The organism is Streptomyces sp. NPDC003032 (genome assembly GCF_053591415.1).
This window is the reverse complement of the sequence record NZ_JBSFTT010000013.1, coordinates 220,482-242,262: the sequence shown is the minus strand read 5'-3', so window position 1 is coordinate 242,262 and position 21,781 is coordinate 220,482. Positions and strand designations below refer to the sequence as shown.

Sequence of the window (21,781 nt, the reverse complement as noted above, 5' to 3'; positions counted from 1 at the left end):
GCCCGGTTACATTCCGAACCCGGAAGCTAAGCCTCATAGCGCCGATGGTACTGCAGGGGGGACCCTGTGGGAGAGTAGGACGCCGCCGAACTAATCTTGAAGAGCTGGTCCCTGAACTTCGGTTCAGGGACCAGCTCTTTTTTGTTTTCCGTCACTTGCCGTTCACGTTGTGCGGCCAACATCCGCAGACATGGGGACAGTTGGAATGTTGCGCGCCGCTGGTGTCGGTACCGGTGACGAGGTCGTCGTGCCCGCCTACGGGAACGCCGAGGTCGCCGAGGCCGTGGTCCTCGCGGGAGCGCTGCCGGTCTTCGCCGACATAGAGCCGATGACGTACTGCCTCGACCCTGACGCCGTCGCCGCCGCGGTCACCCCGCGCACGGCCGCCGTCATCGTCGTGCACCGCTTCGGGAATCAGGCCGACGTACGACGACTTCGCGACATAGGGCAGCGGCAGGGGCTTCTCGTCCTGGAGCGGGGCGAGTCGGAGGCCCCGCACGAGGGCTCTCAGCGGCGGCGGGCGCATGCCGCGTACCTCAGTGGCCGGCTCAGCGGAGTCAGGACGCCGGACGGCGGCGAGGGGCACAGCTATCAGCAGTACGTGGTGCGTGTGCCCGGGAACGGGCGGCCGGACCGGGACGCGTTCGCACGCGCCGTACGGGCCAAGGGAGTCAACTGCTGGGTGCCCGTGAAGACGCCCGTGCACCGGCTGCCGCGGTTCCGCAGGGACGTGCGTCTGCCCGAGACCGAGCGGGCCGCGGACGAGACGCTGGCCCTGCCGGTCGACGCGTCGATGTCGCGGCGTGACCTCCAGCGCGTCGTCTCCGCCTGCAACGCGCTGGGTGGGCTTCTCCAGCCCGCCTTCTAGGAATACGTGCGTCCGTGTCAGGAAGCCTTTCTGGTGTGGGACTTGAAGAAATCCCACATCAGGTCGGTCGCGTTGACGCCGGCTTCCGGGTCGGACATGCCGCCGCCCGCGCCGTCCGGCCAGGAGTGGCCCATTTCGGGCAGCCGATAGACGACCACGTCCGAACCGTCGCGGCACTTCGCGGCCGTCCTCTTGATCTTCTTCCTCATTTTCTGGGGCTCGCTCGGCTTGCAGGAGAGGCGCTTCTGCCAGGCGTCGATGCCCGCGTCCATGCCGGCGTAGTGCTCGTCGAGGCCACCTATGAAGGTGATCACCGAGACCGGGGTCTTCGGCATGTACGAGGTCTTCTCCGCGTCGGTGCCGAGATAGCCGCCGCTGATCGGGGCGATGGCCGCGAAGATGCCGGGGAGTTCGACGGCGAGCTTGTACGACATGTCGCCGCCGTTGGAGATACCCGTCGCGTAGACGCGGGCCGGATCGGCGTTCCAGGTGCCGGTCAGCCTTTTGGTCAGCGTACGGATGAATCCGACGTCGTCCTCGCTGCCGCAGCAGATGAGGGCGTTGAAGCCTTGGTTGAGACCGTCGGGGTAGGCGACGAGGAAATTCTCCTCGTCGGCTTTGGCGTTCAGGCCGCTGATCGCGGCCATGGCTTTGCCGTCGGCCGGATAGGGGTGCATGGCGATGACGAGGGGCAGCTGCTCGGAGCGGGAGTATCCGGGAGGGGCGTGGACGGTATAGACGCGCTTCTCGCCCTTCCAGGAGAGAGTGACCTTCTGGCTCCCGGGGCGCGGGATCTCCGTGGCTGCCGGCTTCTTTGTGGGCTTCGGGTCCGCGGTGCCTCTGTCGTCCTCGGATCCGCAGGCCACGAGCGGCAGGAGCAGGGCGGCGGCCAGGGCCGAGGCGGACCGCGGATGCGTGGCGCGTCGGGTCGGCATGCGCGCAGAGTGGCAGTGCCGGGACGGGCGGTCCAGAGGAATGGGCGGTTCGGAGGGGACTAAAAACTCAGGTATGATCTATTCCGTTGCCGCGCGGGGAACCGCGAAGGGCAGCAGGCCCCTATAGCTCAGTCGGTAGAGCGTCTCCATGGTAAGGAGAAGGTCAGCGGTTCGATTCCGCTTGGGGGCTCAACTATTGAAGGCCTCCGCCCGGTTGGGCGGGGGCCTTCATCGGGTTCATGGGTGTGGTGTCGCCCGGGGCACCCTGAGGTGCCCCGGTGCGCTCAGTCCTTCTGCAGGCCCGGGACACGCATCGCGAGAATGGCCATGTCGTCGGACGGGGCGTCAGAGGCGAAGCGCTCCACCGCGCGCATGATGCGGGCGGCCACCGCGCCGGCCGTCAGGCCCGTACAGGTCGTCAGAACCTCCGCGAGGCCGTCGTCGCCGAGCATGCGGGTGCCCTCGCGGCGCTCGGTGACGCCGTCGGTCACGCAGAGCAGGACGTCGCCGGGGTCGAGGGTCATCGTCTGCTCGTACAGTTCGAGGTCGTCCATGACGCCGAGCAGCGGCTGCGGTTCCGCGTACGGCTCGACCGTGCCGTCCTGGCGCAGGCGGAGCGGCAGCGGGTGGCCGGCGCAGACGATCTTCAGGACCGCGGAGCCGTCCTCCTGGGGCCACAACTCGCCGTAGAGGAGCGTCAGGAAGCGGCTGCGGGCCCCTTCGTCGAGGATCGCGGCGTTCAGGCGCTCCAGGACCGCGGGGCCGCCGAAGCCCTCGCGGGCGAGCAGGCGCAGGGCGTGCCGGGCCAGGCCCGTGACGGCGGCGGCCTCCGGGCCCGTGCCGCAGACGTCGCCGATGGCGAAGCCGTACGCGCCGTCGCGGATGGGGAAGAGGTCGTAGAAGTCGCCGCCGACCTCGTTGCCCTCGCCGGCCGCGCGGTAGATGACGTCGACCTCGACGCCCGGGATCTGGGGGAGGCCGGGCGGCAGCAGGCTGCGCTGGAGGGACTGGCTGATGGCCATGCGCTCGGAGTAGAGGCGGGAGTTGTCCAGCGCCAGGGCCGCTCGGCGGGATAGATCTTCGGCCAATTCCAGGATCTCTTGACGGAAGTGCTCGTCCGAGGGCTTACCCAGCGTGAGCATGCCGATGACGCGGTTGCGGGCGACCAGGGGGAGGACGACGGTCTCGCCGCCCACCGCGGACGCCGTGGAGAGCGTCGTACCGATGCCCGAGCCGAGGGTCATGGGCTCGCCGAGGCCCAGGCTGCGCATGGAGGTGCGCAGGGCCGCCTGGTGCGCGGCCTCCGAGGGGGCGGCCCAGACGCGGGCGCCCGGGGTGGGGACCGGGTCCGGCGGGGCGATCTTGGAGAGGAGGGCCTTCAGGCCGTCGATGCGCTCCTCGTCCTCGTGCAGGACGTACGAGAGGTAGGGCTCGGCGGACTGGTCGGCGATGGTGTAGACGGCGCACCAGGTCGCGAGCGTCGGGACCGTCATCTGGGCCATGAGGGCCAGGGTCTGGTCGCGGTCGAGGGTGCCCGCGAGGAGGTCGGAGGCCTCGACGAGGAAGGAGAGCGAGCCGCGGCGGAGCCTTTCCAGCTCGCCGAGGCGCGCGGACTCCACGGCGAGGGCGATGCGGTCGGCGGCGAACTGCAGGCGCAGCGCCTCTTCGTTCGAGTACCGGTCGGGGGCCTCCGCGGCGACGCCGAGGGAGCCGGTGAGGCGGCCCTCGACCTTGAGGGGGACCGTGACGACGGAGCGCATGCCCGTGCCGCTGAGGAGCGGGACGGCGCCGGGGACGACGGTGAGGTCCTCGTGGACGGCCGGCATGCGGGCCGAGCCGTACCTTCCCGGGCCCGCCTCGACGGGGACGCGGGCGAAGCGCTGGCGGGCCGACGGCAGGCCCGTGGAGGCGCGGACCTCCAGCTCGGTCTCGTCGTCGGTGGCCAGGAGCAGGAAGGCCGCGTCGCCGTCGAGCATGTCGCGGGCGCGCTCGACGGTGCGCTGGAGCAGGCCGTCGAGGTCCTCGGGGGCGGGGGAGCCGATGAAGACCTCGAAGGGGTCCGTGGCGTTCGGCTCGCTGAGCGTGGCCTGCTCGGGTGTCGCGCCGCGCAGCGGGGTCTGCAGCACGGCGCGCTCGTCATCGCGTACGAGAAGGCAGACCGTGGACGGCTCGCCGCCGGTGTCGCGGACGCGCAGGTGCGAGGCGTAGACGGGGATGACGCGGCCGTGGGAGCCGCGGATGCCGTAGCTGCCTTCCCAGCGGGAGAGTTGGAGGGCCTCGGCGATGCCGGTGCTGGTGCCGGGGGTGTGGGGCCAGGCCGCCAGGTCGTTCAGCGGCTTGCCGGCGACCTGCTCGGCGGCGTACCCGAAGAGTTCCTCCGCGTCTTCGTTCCAGGCGGAGATGGCGCCCACGCGGTCGATCTGGATGACGGCGACGCGGATCCTGCCGTCGGCGACGGGCAGGAGGTCGGCCGGGAGCGCGGGGCCCGCGGTGCGGGTGCCCACCGGGCGGTGGGGGAGGTCCAGTTGGAACCAGACCTGTTTGTGCGTGGGGGTGTAGTCGACGCCCCAGCGGGTGGCGAGCGCGGCGCAGAGCTGGAGGCCGCGGCCGCCTTCGCGGTCGGGGCTGCCCATGTTGATCGAGGACTGCTGGAGCGGGATCTCGCGCTCCGGATAGCGGTCGGAGACCTCGATGCGTACGGCGTCGTCGCTGCGCAGGCAGAGGACGTCGGCGGCCGTGCCTGCGTGCACCACGGCGTTGGTCACCAGCTCGCTGGTGAGGACGACGGCGTCGTCGACGATGTCCGAGAACCCCCAGCCCTGGAGGGTGTCGCGCACGAAAGAGCGGGCCGTCGCGACGGAACGGCCGACGGGCTCGAAGGTGGCAGCCGCACGCGCGGTGATCACAGCACTCCTCGTACGAGTATCGACGATGTCGACCGTGTCGACGCCCAGTTCTCGCGAACTCATGGTGCGGCCGCCCCTCCGATGCCCGCTTGTTCGTGTACCACCGCCCTGGCCGGGCAGGACCGGGGTGGTTGGACAGCCGGATGCAAGGTTACTTACCTTCGCCGTCCATGCTGATGCCGGTCGTCAGTGTTTCCGCCCGGAGGGTGTGCGGACGGTGTGCGAAGCTGCCGAACTGTTATGGCCTGGTTCGGCCATGGTGAAACACTGGGCAAGCTTCATGGAGACAGCCCGGGCAGCTCAAGCAGTAGGTCAACCCTTGCGGGAGGGACACAGTGGAGTCTGGCGCAGCGACGCGGGGCACTGACACGCGCGCGAAAGACGGACAGTCCCTGAACAAACAGCGCAAACCGCGCAATGGGGCGACCGCCTCCGTGGACGCGGCGGCCCTGAATCGGCTGCTCGCGGCGCTGGCGGCGATGCGGGACGGCAACTTCCGTAAGAGGCTCACGGTCTCCGGTGACGACGTCATGTCGCAGATCGCCGCGGTCTTCAATGAGGTCGCCGACCGGAATCTGCACCTGACGGGTGAGCTTTCGCGGGTACGGCGCATGGTCGGACGTGAGGGAAAACTCACGGAACGGCTGGAGGGCGGAGCGAGCGAGGGCTCGTGGGCGGCCGCGATCGAGGCGTCGAACGCCCTGGTCGATGATCTTGTACGTCCCGTCTCCGAGGTCGGCCGTGTCCTCTCCGCGGTGGCGGAGGGCGACCTGGAGCAGCGCATGGAGCTGCGGGCGCAGGGGGTGGACGGGAACGGCCATCCGCTGCGTGGGGAGTTCCTCAAGGTCGGGCGGACGGTCAACAACCTCGTCGACCAGCTCTCCACCTTCACCGACGAGGTCACGCGCGTGGCCAGCGAGGTCGGCACCGAGGGCAAGCTGGGCGGGCAGGCCAGGGTGCGCGGAATGTCCGGTTCGTGGAAGGATCTCACGGACTCGGTCAACACGATGGCGTACCGCCTGACGGCGCAGGTGCGGGACATCGCACTGGTGACGACGGCCGTGGCGAAGGGTGACTTGTCCCGGAAGGTCACGGTTCATGTCGCGGGCGAGATGCTGGAGCTGAAGAACACCGTCAACACGATGGTGGACCAGCTGTCCTCGTTCTCCTCCGAGGTGACCCGCGTCGCCCGCGAGGTCGGCACGGAGGGCGAGCTCGGGGGCCAGGCGCAGGTGCCCGGCGTGGCGGGGGTGTGGAAGGACCTCACCGACTCCGTGAACCTCATGGCGGGCAACCTCACCGCCCAGGTCCGGGGGATCGCGGAGGTGACGACCGCGGTCGCGAACGGTGATCTGTCGCGGAAGGTCACGGTGAGCGCGCGCGGCGAGGTCGCCCAGCTCGCCGAGACGATCAACCAGATGACCGAGACGCTGCGCACGTTCGCGGACGAGGTCACGCGCGTGGCCAACGAGGTCGGCGCGGAGGGGCAGCTCGGCGGTCAGGCCAATGTGCCGGGCGCCGCGGGGACCTGGAAGGACCTCACGGACTCGGTCAACACGGTCTTCCGGAACCTCACGACACAGGTGCGGGACATCGCGCAGGTGACGACGGCGGTGGCGAACGGCGATCTGTCGCAGAAGGTCACCGTCGATGTCGCGGGCGAGATGCTCGAGTTGAAGAACACCGTCAACACGATGGTGGACCAGCTCTCCGCCTTCGGTTCGGAAGTCACGCGTGTGGCGCGTGAGATCGGCGTCGAGGGTGAGCTAGGCGGCCAGGCGCAGGTGCAGGGCGCGGCGGGCACGTGGAAGGACCTCACCGACTCGGTGAACACCGCCTTCCGCAACCTCACCGGGCAGGTGCGCAACATCGCGCAGGTGACGACGGCGGTGGCGAACGGCGATCTGTCGCAGAAGGTCACCGTCGACGTGTCCGGCGAGATGCTCCAGCTGAAGAACACCGTGAACACGATGGTGGACCAGCTGTCGTCCTTCGCCGATCAGGTCACGCGGATGGCGCGGGACGTGGGCACGGAGGGGCGCCTCGGCGGGCAGGCGCGTGTGGACGGCGTCAGCGGCACCTGGAAGGACCTGACCGACTCCGTCAACTTCATGGCGGGGAACCTGACGTCGCAGGTGCGTCAGATCGCGCAGGTCACCACGGCGGTGGCCCGCGGCGATCTGTCCCAGAAGATCGAGGTCGACGCGCGCGGCGAGATCCTGGAGCTGAAGAACACCATCAATACGATGGTCGACCAGCTCTCGGCCTTCGCCGACCAGGTGACCCGGGTGGCCCGCGAGGTGGGCACCGAGGGACGCCTGGGCGGCCAGGCGCAGGTGCCCGGCGTCGCCGGTGTGTGGCGCGATCTGACGGACTCCGTGAACGGCATGGCGGGCAACCTCACCGCGCAGGTGCGCAACATCGCGCAGGTCGCGACGGCGGTGGCCCGCGGTGATCTGTCCCAGAAGATCGACGTGGACGCGCGCGGCGAGATCCTGGAGCTGAAGAACACCCTGAACACGATGGTCGACCAGCTGTCGGCCTTCGCGGAGCAGGTCACGCGGGTCTCCCGCGAGGTGGGCACCGACGGCATCCTCGGCGGCCAGGCGGAGGTCCAGGGCGTCTCGGGCACCTGGAAGGACCTCACGCAGTCCGTGAACGGCATGGCGAACAACCTCACCCTCCAGGTGCGGAACATCGCCGAGGTCACCACGGCCGTCGCCATGGGCGACCTCTCCAAGAAGATCACCGTCGACGCGAAGGGCGAGATCCTCGAACTCGTCACGACGGTGAACACCATGGTCGACCAGCTCTCCTCGTTCGCCGAGCAGGTCACGCGCGTGGCCCGCGAGGTGGGCACGGAGGGCCAGCTGGGCGGCCAGGCACGCGTGCCGGGCGTCACCGGCATCTGGAAGGATCTGAGCGACAACGTCAACCTGATGGCCAACAACCTGACCAGCCAGGTGCGGAACATCTCCCAGGTCTCGGCGGCGGTCGCCAACGGCGACCTCACCAAGAAGGTCACGGTCGAGGCGCGCGGCGAGGTCGCGCAGCTCGCCGACACGGTGAACACCATGGTGACGACGCTGAGTTCGTTCGCCGACGAGGTCACGCGTGTGGCCCGAGAGGTGGGCACGGACGGCATCCTGGGCGGCCAGGCGCGCGTGCCGGGCGTCTCCGGTACGTGGAAGGACCTCACCGAGTCCGTGAACTCGATGGCGTCCAACCTGACCGGACAGGTCCGCAACATCGCGATGGTGACCACCGCGATCGCCAAGGGCGATCTGACCAAGAAGATCGACATCGACGCCCGGGGCGAGATCCTGGAGCTCAAGACCACCATCAATACGATGGTCGACCAGCTGTCGTCCTTCGCCGAGCAGGTCACGCGGGTCGCCCGCGAGGTGGGCACGGAAGGCCAGCTGGGCGGTCAGGCACGCGTGCGTGACGTCGACGGAACGTGGCGCGACCTCACCGAATCCGTGAACGAGATGGCCGGAAACCTCACCCGCCAGGTGCGCGCCATCGCGAAGGTCGCCACCGCGGTGACCCGTGGTGACCTCAACCTCAAGATCGAGGTCGACGCGGCGGGCGAGATCCAGGTCCTTCAGGACAACATCAACACGATGATCGCGAACCTCCGCGACACGACCCTCGCCAACAAGGAACAGGACTGGCTCAAGGGCAACCTCGCGCGGATCTCCGGCCTGATGCAGGGCCGCCGCGACCTGGAGGACGTCGCGTCGCTGATCATGAGCGAGCTGACGCCGGTCGTCTCCGCGCAGCACGGCGCGTTCTTCCTGGCGATGCCCACGGACGACGGCAAGGATCTCGGAGGCGATCACGAGGACGCGTACGAGCTGCGCATGCTCGGCAGTTACGGCTACTCCATGGGGTCCATGCCGACGTCCTTCAGGCCCGGCGAGACGCTGATCGGCACGGCCGCCAAGGAGCGGCGCACGATCCTCGTGGAGAACGCGCCCTCCGGCTATCTGCGGATCGCGTCCGGCCTCGGCGAGGCGCCGCCCGCGCAGGTCATCGTGCTTCCGGTGCTCTTCGAAGGGACCGTGCTCGGCGTGATCGAACTGGCCGCGTTCCAGCCGTTCACGCAGATCCAGAAGGACTTCCTCAGCCAGATCGCCGAGATGATCGCGACGAGCGTCAACACCATCAGCGTCAACACGAAGACCGAGGTGCTGCTCAAGCAGTCGCAGGAACTGACCGAACAACTGCGGGAACGTTCGGCCGAGTTGGAGAACCGGCAGAAGGCGCTCCAGGACTCCAACGCGGAGCTGGAGGAGAAGGCCGAGCTGCTGGCCCAGCAGAACCGCGACATCGAGGTCAAGAACACCGAGATCGAGGAGGCCAGGCAGGTCCTGGAGGAGCGCGCCGAGCAGCTCGCGGTCTCGATGCGCTACAAGTCCGAGTTCCTGGCGAACATGTCGCACGAGCTGCGCACACCGCTCAACTCCCTGCTGATCCTCGCCAAGTTGCTCGCCGACAACGCCGACTCGAACCTCACCCCGAAGCAGGTGGAGTTCGCCGAGACGATCCATGGCGCGGGCTCGGACCTGCTCCAGCTCATCAACGACATCCTCGACCTGTCGAAGGTCGAGGCGGGCAAGATGGACGTCTCCCCGACGCGCATCGCCCTGGTCCAACTCGTCGACTACGTAGAGGCCACTTTCCGCCCGCTGACCGCGGAGAAGGGACTCGACTTCTCCGTACGCGTGTCCCCGGAGCTGCCCGCGACGCTGCACACGGACGAGCAGCGCCTGCTCCAGGTGCTGCGCAACCTCCTGTCCAACGCGGTGAAGTTCACCGACTCCGGAGCGGTCGAGCTGGTGATCCGGCACGCCAACAACGACGTGCCCAACGCGATCCGCGAGCAGCTCCTGGAGGCCGGCTCACTGCGGGACGCGGGCGCCGACCTGATCGCCTTCTCGGTGACGGACACCGGCATCGGCATCGCGGCCAGCAAGATGCGGGTCATCTTCGAGGCCTTCAAGCAGGCCGACGGCACGACCAGCCGGAAGTACGGGGGCACGGGCCTCGGCCTGTCCATCAGCCGGGAGATCGCGCGGCTGCTCGGCGGTGAGATCCACGCCCAGAGCGAACCGGGCCGCGGCTCGACCTTCACGCTCTATTTGCCGCTGCACCCGAGCGAACTGCCTCCCCAGGGCTACGCGCAGCTCGCGCCCGCGCCGTCCGTGGCGGAGCTGCCCGCCCCGGAGAGCGCGTCGGCGCCGGCCGGGGCCACGGCGCCGGTCGAGCACACCGTGGTGCGCCAGGATGTGCCGACAGGCCCCGCGGCGCTCTTCCGGCGCCGCCGTCGCGCGGTGCCCACGCCGGAGCAGCCGCCCGTCATGCCGGGGCAGCCGGCGGGCGGCACCCAGGACCAGCGGCCGCAGGAGCAGTGGCTCGCCACGGGGCCACAGGCGCGCGCCGAGCGGCCCGGCTTCCACTTCGAGGGCGAGAAGGTCCTGATCGTCGACGACGACATCCGCAACGTCTTCGCGCTCACCAGCGTCCTGGAGCAGCACGGCCTCTCGGTGCTGTACGCCGAGAACGGCCGCGAGGGCATCGAGGTCCTGGAGCAGCACGACGACGTGACGGTCGTTCTGATGGACATCATGATGCCGGAGATGGACGGGTACGCGACGACGACGGCGATCCGCAGGATGCCGCAGTTCGCCGGGCTCCCGATCATCGCGCTCACGGCGAAGGCGATGAAGGGCGACCGGGAGAAGGCGATCGACTCCGGAGCTTCCGACTACGTCACGAAGCCGGTCGATCCGGATCACCTGTTGTCGGTGATGGAACAGTGGATGCGCGGTCAGTGACCGAGAACCGGCTTCGTCACACGGAGTTGCTGACAGAGTGTGGCCGAGGTCGTGTAGAACGGCGGTATTCGGGGAACCTTCTGGTCTCCCACCGCGTTTCTGCTACGTGCACAGTGACATCGCGGTGACAGGGTGTGGCGACAGGCGGGGTGCGGCTACCATGACCGGCACAAGGACGGGCGGCGCAAGGGAGTCGTCCTCTGGGGCGGCGCCCGGTGTACCGCCGGGGCGAGGAGGGCGGGCCATGGTGCAGAAGGCCAAGATCCTCCTGGTCGATGACCGGCCGGAGAATCTGCTGGCGCTGGAGGCCATCCTCTCTGCGCTCGATCAGACACTGGTGCGGGCATCTTCCGGGGAGGAAGCGCTCAAAGCACTACTCACGGACGACTTCGCGGTCATTCTGCTGGACGTCCAGATGCCAGGAATGGACGGTTTCGAAACCGCCGCGCACATCAAGCGGCGGGAGCGGACCCGGGACATCCCGATCATCTTCCTCACCGCCATCAACCACGGGCCGCATCACACCTTCCGCGGCTACGCGGCGGGTGCGGTGGACTACATCAGCAAGCCGTTCGACCCGTGGGTGCTGCGCGCGAAGGTCTCGGTGTTCGTCGAGCTGTACATGAAGAACTGCCAACTGCGGGAGCAGGCGGCCCTGCTGCGTCTCCAGCTCGAAGGCGGCGGCAAGTCCGCGGCGGGCGACCCGAAGGAGCCGGCGGGCCTGCTCGCCGAGCTGTCGGCGCGGCTCGCGGCCGTCGAGGAGCAGGCCGAGGCGCTCTCCAAGCAGCTGGACGACGAGTCGGCGGACGCCGCGGCGGTCGCCACCGCCGCCCATCTCGAACGCAAACTCACGGGTCTGCGGCGGGCTCTTGACGCCCTGGAACCGGGCACCGGCACCGGCGCCACATCGGTCCCCTCGCAGAACTGACGCGGTACGTCGCCCCGCGGACCCGGTGAGTTCCCGTCAGTTCACCGTCTCCGCAAGGGCGACACGGACGGGTGAAGCAGTGGGCACACGTGTCCGCAGTGGTCGACAACGGTAACCTCACCCCATGGCCTCACGTCAGCCCGCAGCCAAGAAGACGCCCGCGAAGAAGGCGGCCGCGCCGACGAAGGCCCCGGCGAAGAAGGCCGCTGCCAAACCGCCCGCGAAGAAGGCCGCGGCGAAGAAGGCGCCCGCAAAGAGGGCACCGGCCAAGAAGGCCGCGGTGAAGAAACCCGCGCCCGCGTCGGCGCCCAGTCCCACCGGTGGCGTGTACCGCCTGGTGCGTGCCGTCTGGCTCGGCGTCGCGCACGCGGTCGGCGCCACGTTCCGCGGCATAGGGCGCGGCGCGAAGGGCCTGGACCCGGCGCACCGCAAGGACGGCCTCGCCCTGCTGCTGCTCGGCACCGCCCTGATCGTCGCGGCGGGTACCTGGTCGAACCTGCGGGGCCCCGTCGGCGACCTCGTCGAGGCCCTGGTGACCGGCGCCTTCGGCCGCCTCGACCTGCTCGTGCCGCTGCTGCTCGGCGCCATCGCCGTACGCCTCATCCGCCACCCGGAGAGGCCCGAGGCGAACGGCCGCATCGTCATCGGCCTGTCCGCCCTGGTCATCGGCGTCCTCGGCCAGGTCCACGTGGCGTGCGGCTCACCGGCCCGCAGCGACGGCATGCAGGCGATAAGGGACGCGGGCGGCCTGATCGGCTGGGGCGCCTCCACGCCGCTGATCTACACCATGGGCGAGATCCTCGCGGTGCCACTGCTGGTGCTGCTCACCGTCTTCGGCCTCCTCGTCGTCACGGCGACGCCCGTCAACGCCATCCCGCAGCGGCTGCGGCTGCTCGGCACCAAGCTCGGCGTGATCCAGCCGGAGCCCGAGGCCGACGAGTTCGGCGACGACGAGCGCTACGACGAGCAGTGGCGCGAGGCGCTGCCCGCCCGGTCCTCGCGCCGGCGCACCGCCACCCCCGACGCGTACGCCCCCGACCACGCCGAGGAGGAGGCGCTCACCAAGCGCCGCAGGCCGCGCAGGACCCCCGTGCAGCCGGACATGGGCCGGCCGATGGACGCCGTCGACGTGGCGGCCGCCGCGGCCGCGGACCTGGACGGCGCCGTCCTGCACGGCATGCCGCCCTCGCCGCTGGTCGCCGATCTGACGCAGGGCGTCTCGGGGGAGCGCGAGGAGCGGGCACGTACGGCCCCTGTGCCGCCCGCGCGCGCCCAGGACGCGCCGGTGCCCGGCAAGCTCAGGAAGAAGCCGCAGGAGGCCGCTGAGGGCGTCGTTCCGGACCTCACCAAGTCCGCGCCCGACACCCCACGCGATCTGCCGCCGCGCGCCGAGCAGCTCCAGCTCGCCGGCGACATCACGTACGCGCTGCCCTCGCTCGACCTCCTGGAGCGCGGCGGCCCCGGCAAGACCCGCAGCGCCGCCAACGACGCGGTCGTGGCCTCGCTGACGAACGTGTTCACGGAGTTCAAGGTCGACGCGGTCGTCACCGGCTTCACGCGCGGCCCGACGGTCACGCGGTACGAGATCGAGCTCGGCCCCGCCGTGAAGGTCGAGAAGATCACGGCGCTGGCCAAGAACATCGCGTACGCGGTCGCCTCCCCGGACGTGCGGATCATCTCGCCGATCCCCGGCAAGTCCGCGGTCGGCATCGAGATCCCCAACACCGACCGCGAGATGGTCAACGTCGGCGACGTGCTGCGCCTCGCGGACGCCGCCGAGGACGACCACCCGATGCTCGTCGCGCTCGGCAAGGACGTCGAGGGCGGCTACGTCATGGCCAACATGGCGAAGATGCCGCACATCCTGGTCGCCGGAGCCACCGGCTCCGGCAAGTCGTCCTGCATCAACTGCCTGATCACCTCGATCATGCTGCGGGCGACCCCCGAGGACGTACGGATGGTCCTCGTCGACCCCAAGCGCGTCGAGCTCACCGCGTACGAGGGCATCCCGCACCTGATCACGCCGATCATCACCAACCCCAAGCGGGCCGCCGAGGCGCTCCAGTGGGTCGTGCGCGAGATGGATCTGCGCTACGACGACCTGGCGGCGTTCGGCTACCGGCACATCGACGACTTCAACCGGGCCGTCCGCGAGGGCAAGCTCAAGACGCCCGAGGGCAGCGAGCGGGAGCTGCAGGCCTATCCGTATCTGCTGGTGATCGTCGACGAGCTCGCCGACCTGATGATGGTCGCGCCGCGCGACGTCGAGGACTCGATCGTGCGCATCACGCAGCTCGCGCGCGCGGCCGGTATCCACCTGGTGCTCGCCACCCAGCGGCCCTCCGTGGACGTCGTGACCGGTCTGATCAAGGCGAACGTCCCTTCGCGGCTCGCCTTCGCGACCTCCTCGCTCGCGGACAGCCGCGTCATTCTCGACCAACCGGGTGCAGAGAAACTCATCGGAAAGGGTGATGGTCTCTTCCTGCCGATGGGGGCGAACAAGCCCACCCGAATGCAGGGCGCCTTCGTCACCGAGGACGAGATCCACGCGGTGGTCCAGCACTGCAAGGACCAGATGGCGCCCGTCTTCCGCGACGACGTGACCGTCGGCACCAAGCAGAAGAAGGAGATCGACGAGGACATCGGCGACGACCTCGATCTGCTGTGCCAGGCCGCTGAGCTGGTCGTTTCCACCCAGTTCGGCTCCACGTCGATGCTTCAGCGCAAGCTGCGCGTCGGCTTCGCCAAGGCCGGACGGCTGATGGATCTCATGGAGTCGCGCTCCATCGTGGGCCCGAGCGAGGGCTCCAAGGCACGTGACGTTCTCGTGAAACCCGATGAGCTGGACGGCGTGCTCGCCGTGATCCGCGGGGAGGCTCACCCGTAAGAATCGTGAGGCAACCGTTTCCCTTCGGCATACGTCAAGTTGAGGGAGGGACAGGAGAATGTCCACCATCAGGATGTCCGGCCATTCCGATGGCGTACAAAGACCGTCCGTCCGGTTGCCCCACTCTTTCGCGACCCCCCTAAACTGAACCTCCGGCAGGTGGCTACACGCTCGAAAGGCGCCCCCGTGTCCATCGGCAAATCCCCTGAAGACGACCGACCTTCAGACGACCGCCTCGACCGAATCGCCGGCCCGGCAGACGAGAGCCCGGCCGACGAGAGCCCGGCAAGTGACCGCCCGGCCGACGACCGGCCCTCGATCGGCCACGTCCTGCGACAGGCCCGCGTCGACGCCGGTCTGACCGTCGACGAGGTCAGCACGTCCACCCGGGTGCGCATCCCCATCGTGCACGCGATCGAGCAGGACGACTTCTCGCGGTGCGGTGGCGACGTGTACGCCCGTGGCCACATCAGGACGCTCGCGCGCGCCGCCGGGCTCGATCCGGTCCCGCTGCTCGCGCGGTACGACGAGGGGCGCGGCGGACGTCCGCCCGGGCCCACGCCGGCGGCGCCCCTCTTCGAGGCCGAGCGCATCCGCTCCGATCGGCGCCGGCCGAACTGGACCGCCGCCATGGTCGCCGCGATCGTCGCTGTGATCGGCTTCGTCGGCTTCACCGCTTTCAACGGCGGCGACGACGGCGCCGGGCCGAACGCGGTCGCCGAGGGCTCCGAGCCCGCCACCAGCAAGCCCGCCCAGAAGCCCAAGCCCAACAAGCCCGCCGACCCCAAGCCCGATCCGTCGGACAGCGCCATCGCCGGCGTGCCGGGCGACAAGGTCACGGTCAAGGTCGCCGCCGCGGACGGCCGCAGCTGGATCTCGGCCAAGGACCACAACGGCCGCACGCTCTTCGACGGTGTCCTGGAGCAGGGCGAGGACAAGACGTTCCAGGACAAGAAGAAGATCGACCTCGTCCTCGGCGACGCGGGTGCGATCAATCTGTACGTGAACGGCAAGCAGGTCGAGAACGAATTCGAGCCCGGTCAAGTGGAGCGCCTCACGTACACCAAGGGCGACCCGGAAGTCGGCTGACAGAGCCCGCGGGGTGGCTGACCTGCGACGCGGCCCGGACCGCGGTGACGTCGGGATGACGTGCCGACGACCGCGGACCGACGGCCGGGTAACCCTGGCGGGCGGGGCCGATCCATGGACGAAGTAGTCTTGAGACCATGCCCGAACGCCGCACCGTCGCCCTTGTCACTCTTGGCTGCGCCCGTAACGAGGTGGACTCGGAGGAGCTGGCAGGCCGCTTGGAGGCGGATGGCTGGCAGCTCGTCGAGGACGCCGAGGACGCGGATGTCGCCGTCGTCAACACCTGTGGCTTCGTCGAAGCCGCCAAGAAGGACTCCGTCGACGCCCTCCTCGAGGCCAACGACCTCAAGGGCCACGGCAAGACCCGGGCCGTCGTCGCGGTCGGCTGCATGGCCGAGCGGTACGGCAAGGAACTGGCCGACGCGCTGCCCGAGGCCGACGGCGTGCTCGGGTTCGACGACTACTCCGACATCTCCAACCGGCTGCAGACCATCCTGAGCGGTGGCAGCGTCGAGGCGCACACCCCGCGTGACCGGCGCAAGCTCCTGCCGATCAGCCCCGCGGAGCGGCAGGACGCCGGCGCCGGGATCGCCCTGCCCGGGCATGCCCCCGTAGAGCCCCCCAAGGACCTGCCCGAGGGTGTCGCGCCCGCGTCGGGGCCGCGCGCCCCGCTGCGCCGCCGCCTCGGCAGCAGCCCCGTCGCCTCCGTGAAGCTGGCCTCCGGCTGCGACCGGCGCTGCTCGTTCTGCGCCATCCCGTCCTTCCGCGGCTCCTTCATCTCGCGCCGGCCCTCCGACGTCCTCGGCGAGACCCGCTGGCTCGCCGAGCAGGGCGTCAAGGAGGTCATGCTCGTCTCCGAGAACAACACCTCCTACGGCAAGGACCTCGGCGACATCCGCCTCCTGGAGACGCTCCTTCCCGAGCTGGCCGCCGTCGACGGAATCCAGCGGGTGCGAGTCAGCTACCTGCAGCCCGCCGAGATGCGGCCCGGACTCATCGACGTACTCACGTCGACGGAGAAGGTCGCCCCTTACTTCGACCTGTCCTTCCAGCACTCCGCGCCCGGCGTGCTGCGCGCGATGCGGCGCTTCGGCGACACCGACCGCTTCCTGGAGCTGCTGGACACCATCCGGGCCAAGGCGCCGCAGGCCGGTGTCCGGTCGAACTTCATCGTCGGCTTCCCCGGCGAGAGCGAGGGCGACCTCGCCGAGCTGGAGCGCTTCCTGACCGGCGCGCGGCTGGATGCCATCGGCGTCTTCGGGTACTCCGACGAGGAGGGCACCGAGGCGGCGACATACGACGAGAAGCTGCACCAGGACGTCGTCGACGAGCGGCTCGCGCACATCGCGCGGCTCGCCGAGGAACTCACCTCGCAGCGCGCGGACGAGCGGCTCGGGGAGACCGTCGAGGTCCTCGTCGAGTCCCTGGACGAGGAAGAGGGCCCGCTCGGCCGCGCCGCGCACCAGGCCCCGGAGACCGACGGCCAGATCCGTTTGACGGGCACCATCGGTGGGGACGGCCTGCAGGTCGGCCGTATGGTCGTGGCAAAGGTCGTCGGCACGGAGGGCGTGGACTTGGTGGCTGAGTGTCTCGAGGAGGCCGGCAGATGACCGGAGTCCCGGCATCCGCGTCAGGCGGTTCCGGCACGCAAGGCGCCCCGGGCGCCAAGCCGGTGCGTGGCGGGAAGCTGGGTGCTGCGGCCGTCAATCAGGCCAGCCTGTGGAACGTCGCCAACCTGCTCACCATGGTCCGGCTGCTGCTCGTACCAGGCTTTGTGATGCTCCTGCTCGGCAACGGCGGTTACGACCCGGCCTGGCGGTCGTTCGCCTGGGCCGCCTTCGCCGTCGCCATGATCACCGACCTCTTCGACGGGCACCTGGCACGCACATACAACCTGGTCACGGACTTCGGGAAGATCGCCGACCCCATCGCCGACAAGGCGATCATGGGTGCCGCGCTGATCTGTCTGTCCTGGCTCGGGGACCTGCCCTGGTGGGTGACCGGAGTGATTCTCGGGCGCGAGCTCGGCATCACGCTGCTGCGGTTCTGGGTGATCCGCTATGGCGTCATTCCGGCCAGTCGCGGCGGCAAGATGAAGACGCTCGCGCAGGGCACGGCGGTCGGCATGTACGTTCTCGCCCTGACGGGACCGCTCGCGACACTGCGGTTCTGGATGATGGCGGTCGCCGTCGTACTGACGGTGGTGACCGGACTGGACTATGTGAAGCAGGCCGTTGTACTGCGCAAGCAGGGCATGGCCGAGGAGCGTACGGCGGCGTCGGAGTCCGCCCGGGAGGCCGCGAAGTGACATCCCCCGGACTGTCGGCGGCCGCGGTGTCGGCGAGGCTGCTTCGGCTCCTGGCCGCGCGCGACGAGACGCTCGCTGTCGCCGAGTCGCTCACGGGGGGTCTGGTGGCCTCCGAGATCACGGCGGTGCCCGGGGCCTCGACGGTCTTCCGGGGGTCCGTGACGGCGTACGCCACTGATCTGAAGCGGGACGTGCTCGGGGTCGACGGCACCCTGTTGGACGAGCGCGGAGCCGTGGACGCCGAGGTGGCACGGCAGATGGCGGTCGGCGTGCGGAAGGCGCTGGGCACCGACTGGGGGATCGCGACCACCGGTGTCGCGGGGCCCGAGGCCCAGGACGGCAAGCCCGTCGGGACTGTCTTCGTGGCGGTCGCGGGGCCCGGTACGGACAGCGTGCGCGGTTACGCCCGTGGCGGAGCCGAGGGGAAAGTGGCCGCTCTGCGGTTGAACGGCGACCGCTCGGAAATCCGTATGGAGAGCGTACGGAGCGTGCTCACGCTGCTGCTGGAGCAGCTGGCAGGCGAACCTGCCGGGAACGGGCGGGCACAGGATACGGAACAGAACGGGGGGAATTGATGTTTGCAGCCCTGAGTGAACACGACATCGCTCCCCGCACGGCCGCCGCACGAGGCGGTACGGTGGGGCGTGAAGGATGCGGCTACGCGGTCCGAGGAGGGAGCCACCGATGATTCTGCTCCGTCGCCTGTTGGGTGACGTGCTGCGTCGGCAGCGCCAGCGCCAGGGCCGTACTCTGCGCGAAGTCTCCTCGTCCGCCCGAGTCTCGCTCGGCTATCTCTCCGAGGTGGAGCGGGGGCAGAAGGAGGCATCCTCCGAGCTGCTTTCCGCGATCTGCGACGCGCTTGACGTACGGATGTCCGAGCTGATGCGGGAAGTGAGTGACGAACTGTCGCTCGCCGAGCTGGCCGAGTCTGCGGCAGCAGTCACGGAACCGGTGCGTGCGCCGGTTCGCCCGATGCTCAATTCTGTCTCCGTCTCCGTGGCCGGTGTGCCACCGGAACGGGTGACGATCAAGGCGCCCGCCGAGGCGGTGGACGTCGTCGCGGCGTGACGGCCTTTCTTGGCTGAGAGCGCCTATGCGTGTGAAGGTCCCGACCGGGTACTCGGTCGGGACCTTTTGCGTTTTCCTGAAAGTACGGATGCCTTGTGACGAACGTCCCGTGACGAACGTTCCGTGACGAACGTTCCGTGACAAACGTTCCGTGACAAACGTCCTGTGTGGGAGCACTCAGAGGGGATAGAAGAGCCCTTAAGCCAGCTTAATCAGCCGTATTGGGCTATTTATGCCATGGTTGATGAGGGTTTCTCTCGTTCGTCGATGAGGTGGAGGAAACAGATGTACGTCGCCAAGAGCCCCCTGTCCGACGCGGCCCAGAAGACGGTCTCGGAGGCGCTGCAGGGCGCGCTGGTGGACCTGGTCGACCTGTCGCTGGTGGCCAAGCAGGTTCACTGGAACGTGGTCGGGCCGCGTTTCCGTTCCGTACATCTGCAGCTCGACGAGGTCGTCGACACCGCGAGGCAGCACTCCGACACGGTGGCGGAGCGCGCCTCCACGCTCGGTGTCTCGCCCGACGGGCGTGCGGCGACCGTGGCGCAGAGCAGCGGCATCGGCAAGGTCCCTGAGGGCTGGGTCAAGGACTCGGACGCGATCGGGGTACTCGTGGACGCGCTCGGTGCCGTGATCACGCGCTTCCGTGAGCGGATCGACACGACCGGTGAGGCGGACCCGGTCAGCCAGGACATCTTCATCGGGATCACGGCTGACCTCGAAAAGCATCACTGGATGTTCCAGGCCGAGAACGGCTGACGCGCCCGTAGCGCCCCCGTAGTGCTTCCGATGCCGGCGGTGAGCCCTCCCGGCGGGTGAACCCGGCGTTTAGCGTCGATCTCGCGTCGGCGGGAGGTGACAGCCGTGACAACCGTGAACGTGACAGCCGTGACGTGGCGGGTGGTGCGGTGGGCGCCTGCCGTCGGGATCGGCGCGGTGTGGTGGTGGGGTGTGCTGCGCCTGGCCTTCGCGCCCGACGCGGGCGCCCTGGAAGGGGCGGTCGCCGCCGGCGGGTGGGGGCTGAGCCTGCTGCCTGTGCACTGCGTGCCGAAGTCGCGGGCTGTCGGGGCGGCGAAGGCCCGGCGGCCAGGGGGTGAGCTTCCAGGGGGTGAGTTTGAGGGACGGGGGCGAGGGCGGGCTACCAGGGCATGGCGACTCCGCCGTTGGGGCGGAGGATCTGGCCCGTCGTGAAGGACGAGGCGTCGGATGCCAGGTGCAGCACTGCGTGTGCGATGTCGTCCGGCTCGCCGACGCGGCGCAGGGGTGACACGCGCGCCATGATCTCTTCGGTGTGGGCCGGGGCCGGGGCCGGGGCCGGGGTTCGGCTTGGGGTTTCGGCTGGGGTTTGGGCTTGGGAGCGGGTGGGCGTTTCTTGTGTGTCGTGGCGGGCCGTCATGGGCGTGCGGACCCAGCCCGGCGCCACGGCGTTGACCCGGATGCCGTGCGGGCCGACTTCCGTGGCCAGGGTCTTGGTGAGCTGCACGACGGCGGCCTTCGCCGCGCCGTAGCAGAGGAGGCCCGGGCCGCCGGTGTCCACCGCTCCTGAGGCCATGGTGATGATGCTGCCGCCCTTGCGGGCGTCGATCATGGCGCGGGCCGCCGCTTGGCAGGCGTAGAGGACGCCCTTGAAGTTGATGGTCAGGACCCGGTCGAGGTCTTCGTCGCGGGTCTCCAGGACCGGGCTGCTGTGCATGACTCCGGCGATGGCGGCCATGATGTCGAGTCGGCCGTGGGGTGCGGTGGTTGTGGCGGCTGCGACGGCCTGCTCGACCTGTTCCCTGTCGGCGACGTCGAGTCGGTGGGTGTGGGCTTCGCCGCCGGCCGCCTTGATGAGCGTCGCGGTCTCGTGGAGGCCCTGGGTGTCGCGGTCGGCGCAGTGGACGGTGGCTCCCGCCTCGGCCAGGAGCAGGGCCGATGCGCGGCCGATGCCGCTGGCGGCGCCGGTGACGAATGCGGTGCGTCCGGTGAGGTCGTACGCCTTGACGGGCATGACGGGACGGTACGGCTGGACCTGACGGGGCGTCAACTGGTTGGTGCGGGTGCGGGTGCGGGTGCGGGTGCGGGGGTGGGGGCCCGCTGTGGCGCGGGCGCAGGGGCAGCCGTGTCAGGTCAGGGGGTCGGGCCCTGCTGGCAGGTGGGGCACCAGTAGGTGGGGCGGCTGCGTGAGCCGTCTCCCTGCTCCGCCACGCGGATCGAGGTTCCGCAGCGCAGGCAGGGGCGGGGCGCGCGGCCGTACACGTACAGGCGCTGGCCGGTGCGGGGGCGGCCGGTGGTCGTGCGCGAAGGCCGGTCGCGGTTGGCTTCCAGGAGCTTCTTGGCGAACGCGGGGAGGCGGGCCGCCGTCTCCTCGGGGAGTGCGCCCACCGTGAGCCAGGGGGTGACGCCCAGCAGGAAGCAGAGCTCGCTCTTGTAGATGTTGCCGATGCCCGCGAGGTTGCGCTGGTCCAGCAGGGCTTCGCCGAGGGGGCGGTCGGGTGTCGCCTGGAGGTTGCCCAGCGCGCGCTCGGGGTCCCAGTCGGGGCCGAGGAGGTCGGGGCCCAAGTGGCCCACGGCCTTGCTCTCGTCGGCGGTGCGGAGCAGTTCGAGGACGGGCAGGCGGTACCCGACGGCGGTGCGCTCGGCGGTGCCCAGGATCGCCCGGATCTGGTGTGCCGGGCCGCCGCGCCAGGGTTCGCCGGGGGCGTACACCCGCCAAGCGCCGTCCATGCGGAGGTGGGAGTGCAGGGTGAGGCCGCCCTCGATGCGGGTGAGGAGGTGCTTGCCGCGCGGGGTCACGTCCAGGACGGTGCGCCCGGTGAGGTCGACCGTCGCGAGTTTGGGCACGCGGAGGTCGGAACGCGTGAGGGCATGCCCGGCGAGAGCGCTGTGCAGCCGCCGGGCCGCCTGATGGACGGTGTCTCCTTCGGGCATGGGTCCAGGGTGGCATGGAGGGAGGTGGGGCGGGGGCACGCG

Annotated in this window: 13 protein-coding genes, 1 tRNA gene, 1 rRNA gene and 1 pseudogene; 12 read left to right on the top strand and 4 right to left on the bottom strand. The window is 69.7% G+C overall.

All coding sequences use genetic code 11. The annotated features are described in order from the left end of the window. Together rrf and ACWDZ7_RS20655 are read left to right on the top strand one after the other, a co-directional pair. Window positions 1-91, top strand: a 5S ribosomal RNA gene (rrf, locus tag ACWDZ7_RS20660); the annotation flags it as partial. Between the two features lie 114 nt (window positions 92-205). After that, the gene (locus ACWDZ7_RS20655; protein ID WP_451798723.1) at window positions 206-868 is read left to right on the top strand and encodes a DegT/DnrJ/EryC1/StrS family aminotransferase; all 663 of its coding nucleotides are present in this window, start codon (window positions 206-208) and stop codon (window positions 866-868) included. Window positions 869-885: 17 nt separating this feature from the next. On the opposite strand, the gene ACWDZ7_RS20650 is transcribed toward ACWDZ7_RS20655, so the two are convergent. Next, entirely contained in the window at window positions 886-1,803 is a 918-nt protein-coding gene (locus ACWDZ7_RS20650; RefSeq protein ID WP_451798707.1) for an alpha/beta hydrolase family esterase, read from the bottom strand. A gap of 117 nt (window positions 1,804-1,920) precedes the next feature. Here ACWDZ7_RS20650 and ACWDZ7_RS20645 point away from each other — a divergent pair. After that, window positions 1,921-1,993, top strand: a tRNA-Thr gene (locus ACWDZ7_RS20645). Between the two features lie 94 nt (window positions 1,994-2,087). Here ACWDZ7_RS20645 and ACWDZ7_RS20640 read toward each other — a convergent pair. Continuing rightward, complete coding sequence (locus ACWDZ7_RS20640) at window positions 2,088-4,709, bottom strand: SpoIIE family protein phosphatase (protein WP_451798721.1); 2,622 nt, start codon at window positions 4,707-4,709, stop codon at window positions 2,088-2,090. Window positions 4,710-5,044: 335 nt separating this feature from the next. Between ACWDZ7_RS20640 and ACWDZ7_RS20635 the strand changes: the two genes are divergently transcribed. The 9 genes and pseudogenes from ACWDZ7_RS20635 (at window position 5,045) to ACWDZ7_RS20595 (ending at window position 19,588) form a co-directional block, all read left to right on the top strand. Then, the gene (locus tag ACWDZ7_RS20635) at window positions 5,045-10,552 is read left to right on the top strand and encodes a HAMP domain-containing protein (protein ID WP_451798705.1); all 5,508 of its coding nucleotides are present in this window, start codon (window positions 5,045-5,047) and stop codon (window positions 10,550-10,552) included. A gap of 244 nt (window positions 10,553-10,796) precedes the next feature. Next, a complete protein-coding gene (locus ACWDZ7_RS20630) occupies window positions 10,797-11,480 on the top strand; it encodes a response regulator (protein ID WP_451798704.1) in 684 nt (227 codons plus the stop codon). A gap of 89 nt (window positions 11,481-11,569) precedes the next feature. Further along, window positions 11,570-14,367: pseudogene (locus ACWDZ7_RS20625) on the top strand (DNA translocase FtsK). Window positions 14,368-14,553: 186 nt separating this feature from the next. Then, entirely contained in the window at window positions 14,554-15,456 is a 903-nt protein-coding gene (locus ACWDZ7_RS20620; protein WP_451798702.1) for a helix-turn-helix domain-containing protein, read from the top strand. 137 nt (window positions 15,457-15,593) lie between these two features. Further along, window positions 15,594-17,066, top strand: coding sequence for a 30S ribosomal protein S12 methylthiotransferase RimO (rimO, locus tag ACWDZ7_RS20615; protein ID WP_451798701.1), 1,473 nt, complete (start codon window positions 15,594-15,596; stop codon window positions 17,064-17,066). Continuing rightward, window positions 17,063-17,764: a CDP-diacylglycerol--glycerol-3-phosphate 3-phosphatidyltransferase gene (gene pgsA, locus ACWDZ7_RS20610; RefSeq protein WP_451798700.1), complete on the top strand. Its 702-nt coding sequence runs from the start codon at window positions 17,063-17,065 to the stop codon at window positions 17,762-17,764. The genes rimO and pgsA overlap by 4 nt, the downstream gene beginning before the upstream one ends. A gap of 26 nt (window positions 17,765-17,790) precedes the next feature. Continuing rightward, entirely contained in the window at window positions 17,791-18,339 is a 549-nt protein-coding gene (locus ACWDZ7_RS20605; protein WP_451798719.1) for a CinA family protein, read from the top strand. Window positions 18,340-18,448: 109 nt separating this feature from the next. Then, window positions 18,449-18,832, top strand: coding sequence for a helix-turn-helix domain-containing protein (locus ACWDZ7_RS20600; protein ID WP_451518383.1), 384 nt, complete (start codon window positions 18,449-18,451; stop codon window positions 18,830-18,832). 285 nt (window positions 18,833-19,117) lie between these two features. After that, complete coding sequence (locus ACWDZ7_RS20595; protein WP_451798717.1) at window positions 19,118-19,588, top strand: Dps family protein; 471 nt, start codon at window positions 19,118-19,120, stop codon at window positions 19,586-19,588. 379 nt (window positions 19,589-19,967) lie between these two features. Here ACWDZ7_RS20595 and ACWDZ7_RS20590 read toward each other — a convergent pair whose 3' ends face one another. After that, entirely contained in the window at window positions 19,968-20,819 is an 852-nt protein-coding gene (locus tag ACWDZ7_RS20590) for an SDR family NAD(P)-dependent oxidoreductase (protein WP_451798699.1), read from the bottom strand. A 119-nt stretch (window positions 20,820-20,938) separates the two neighbouring features. Continuing rightward, window positions 20,939-21,739, bottom strand: a complete 801-nt coding sequence (locus ACWDZ7_RS20585; protein ID WP_451798697.1) for an Fpg/Nei family DNA glycosylase — start codon at window positions 21,737-21,739, stop codon at window positions 20,939-20,941. Window positions 21,740-21,781 lie beyond the last annotated feature (42 nt).

What these genes read in the sequence shown, in the direction of transcription:
- ACWDZ7_RS20655 (WP_451798723.1), top strand. Translation starts at nt 206, where the DNA reads ATGTTGCGCGCCGCTGGTGTCGGTACCGGTGACGAGGTCGTCGTGCCC.
- pgsA (WP_451798700.1), top strand. Translation starts at nt 17,063, where the DNA reads ATGACCGGAGTCCCGGCATCCGCGTCAGGCGGTTCCGGCACGCAAGGC.
- ACWDZ7_RS20595 (WP_451798717.1), top strand. Translation starts at nt 19,118, where the DNA reads ATGTACGTCGCCAAGAGCCCCCTGTCCGACGCGGCCCAGAAGACGGTC.
- ACWDZ7_RS20600 (WP_451518383.1), top strand. Translation starts at nt 18,449, where the DNA reads ATGATTCTGCTCCGTCGCCTGTTGGGTGACGTGCTGCGTCGGCAGCGC.
- ACWDZ7_RS20650 (WP_451798707.1), bottom strand. Translation starts at nt 1,803, where the DNA reads ATGCCGACCCGACGCGCCACGCATCCGCGGTCCGCCTCGGCCCTGGCC.
- ACWDZ7_RS20630 (WP_451798704.1), top strand. Translation starts at nt 10,797, where the DNA reads ATGGTGCAGAAGGCCAAGATCCTCCTGGTCGATGACCGGCCGGAGAAT.
- rimO (WP_451798701.1), top strand. Translation starts at nt 15,594, where the DNA reads ATGCCCGAACGCCGCACCGTCGCCCTTGTCACTCTTGGCTGCGCCCGT.
- ACWDZ7_RS20590 (WP_451798699.1), bottom strand. Translation starts at nt 20,819, where the DNA reads ATGCCCGTCAAGGCGTACGACCTCACCGGACGCACCGCATTCGTCACC.
- ACWDZ7_RS20585 (WP_451798697.1), bottom strand. Translation starts at nt 21,739, where the DNA reads ATGCCCGAAGGAGACACCGTCCATCAGGCGGCCCGGCGGCTGCACAGC.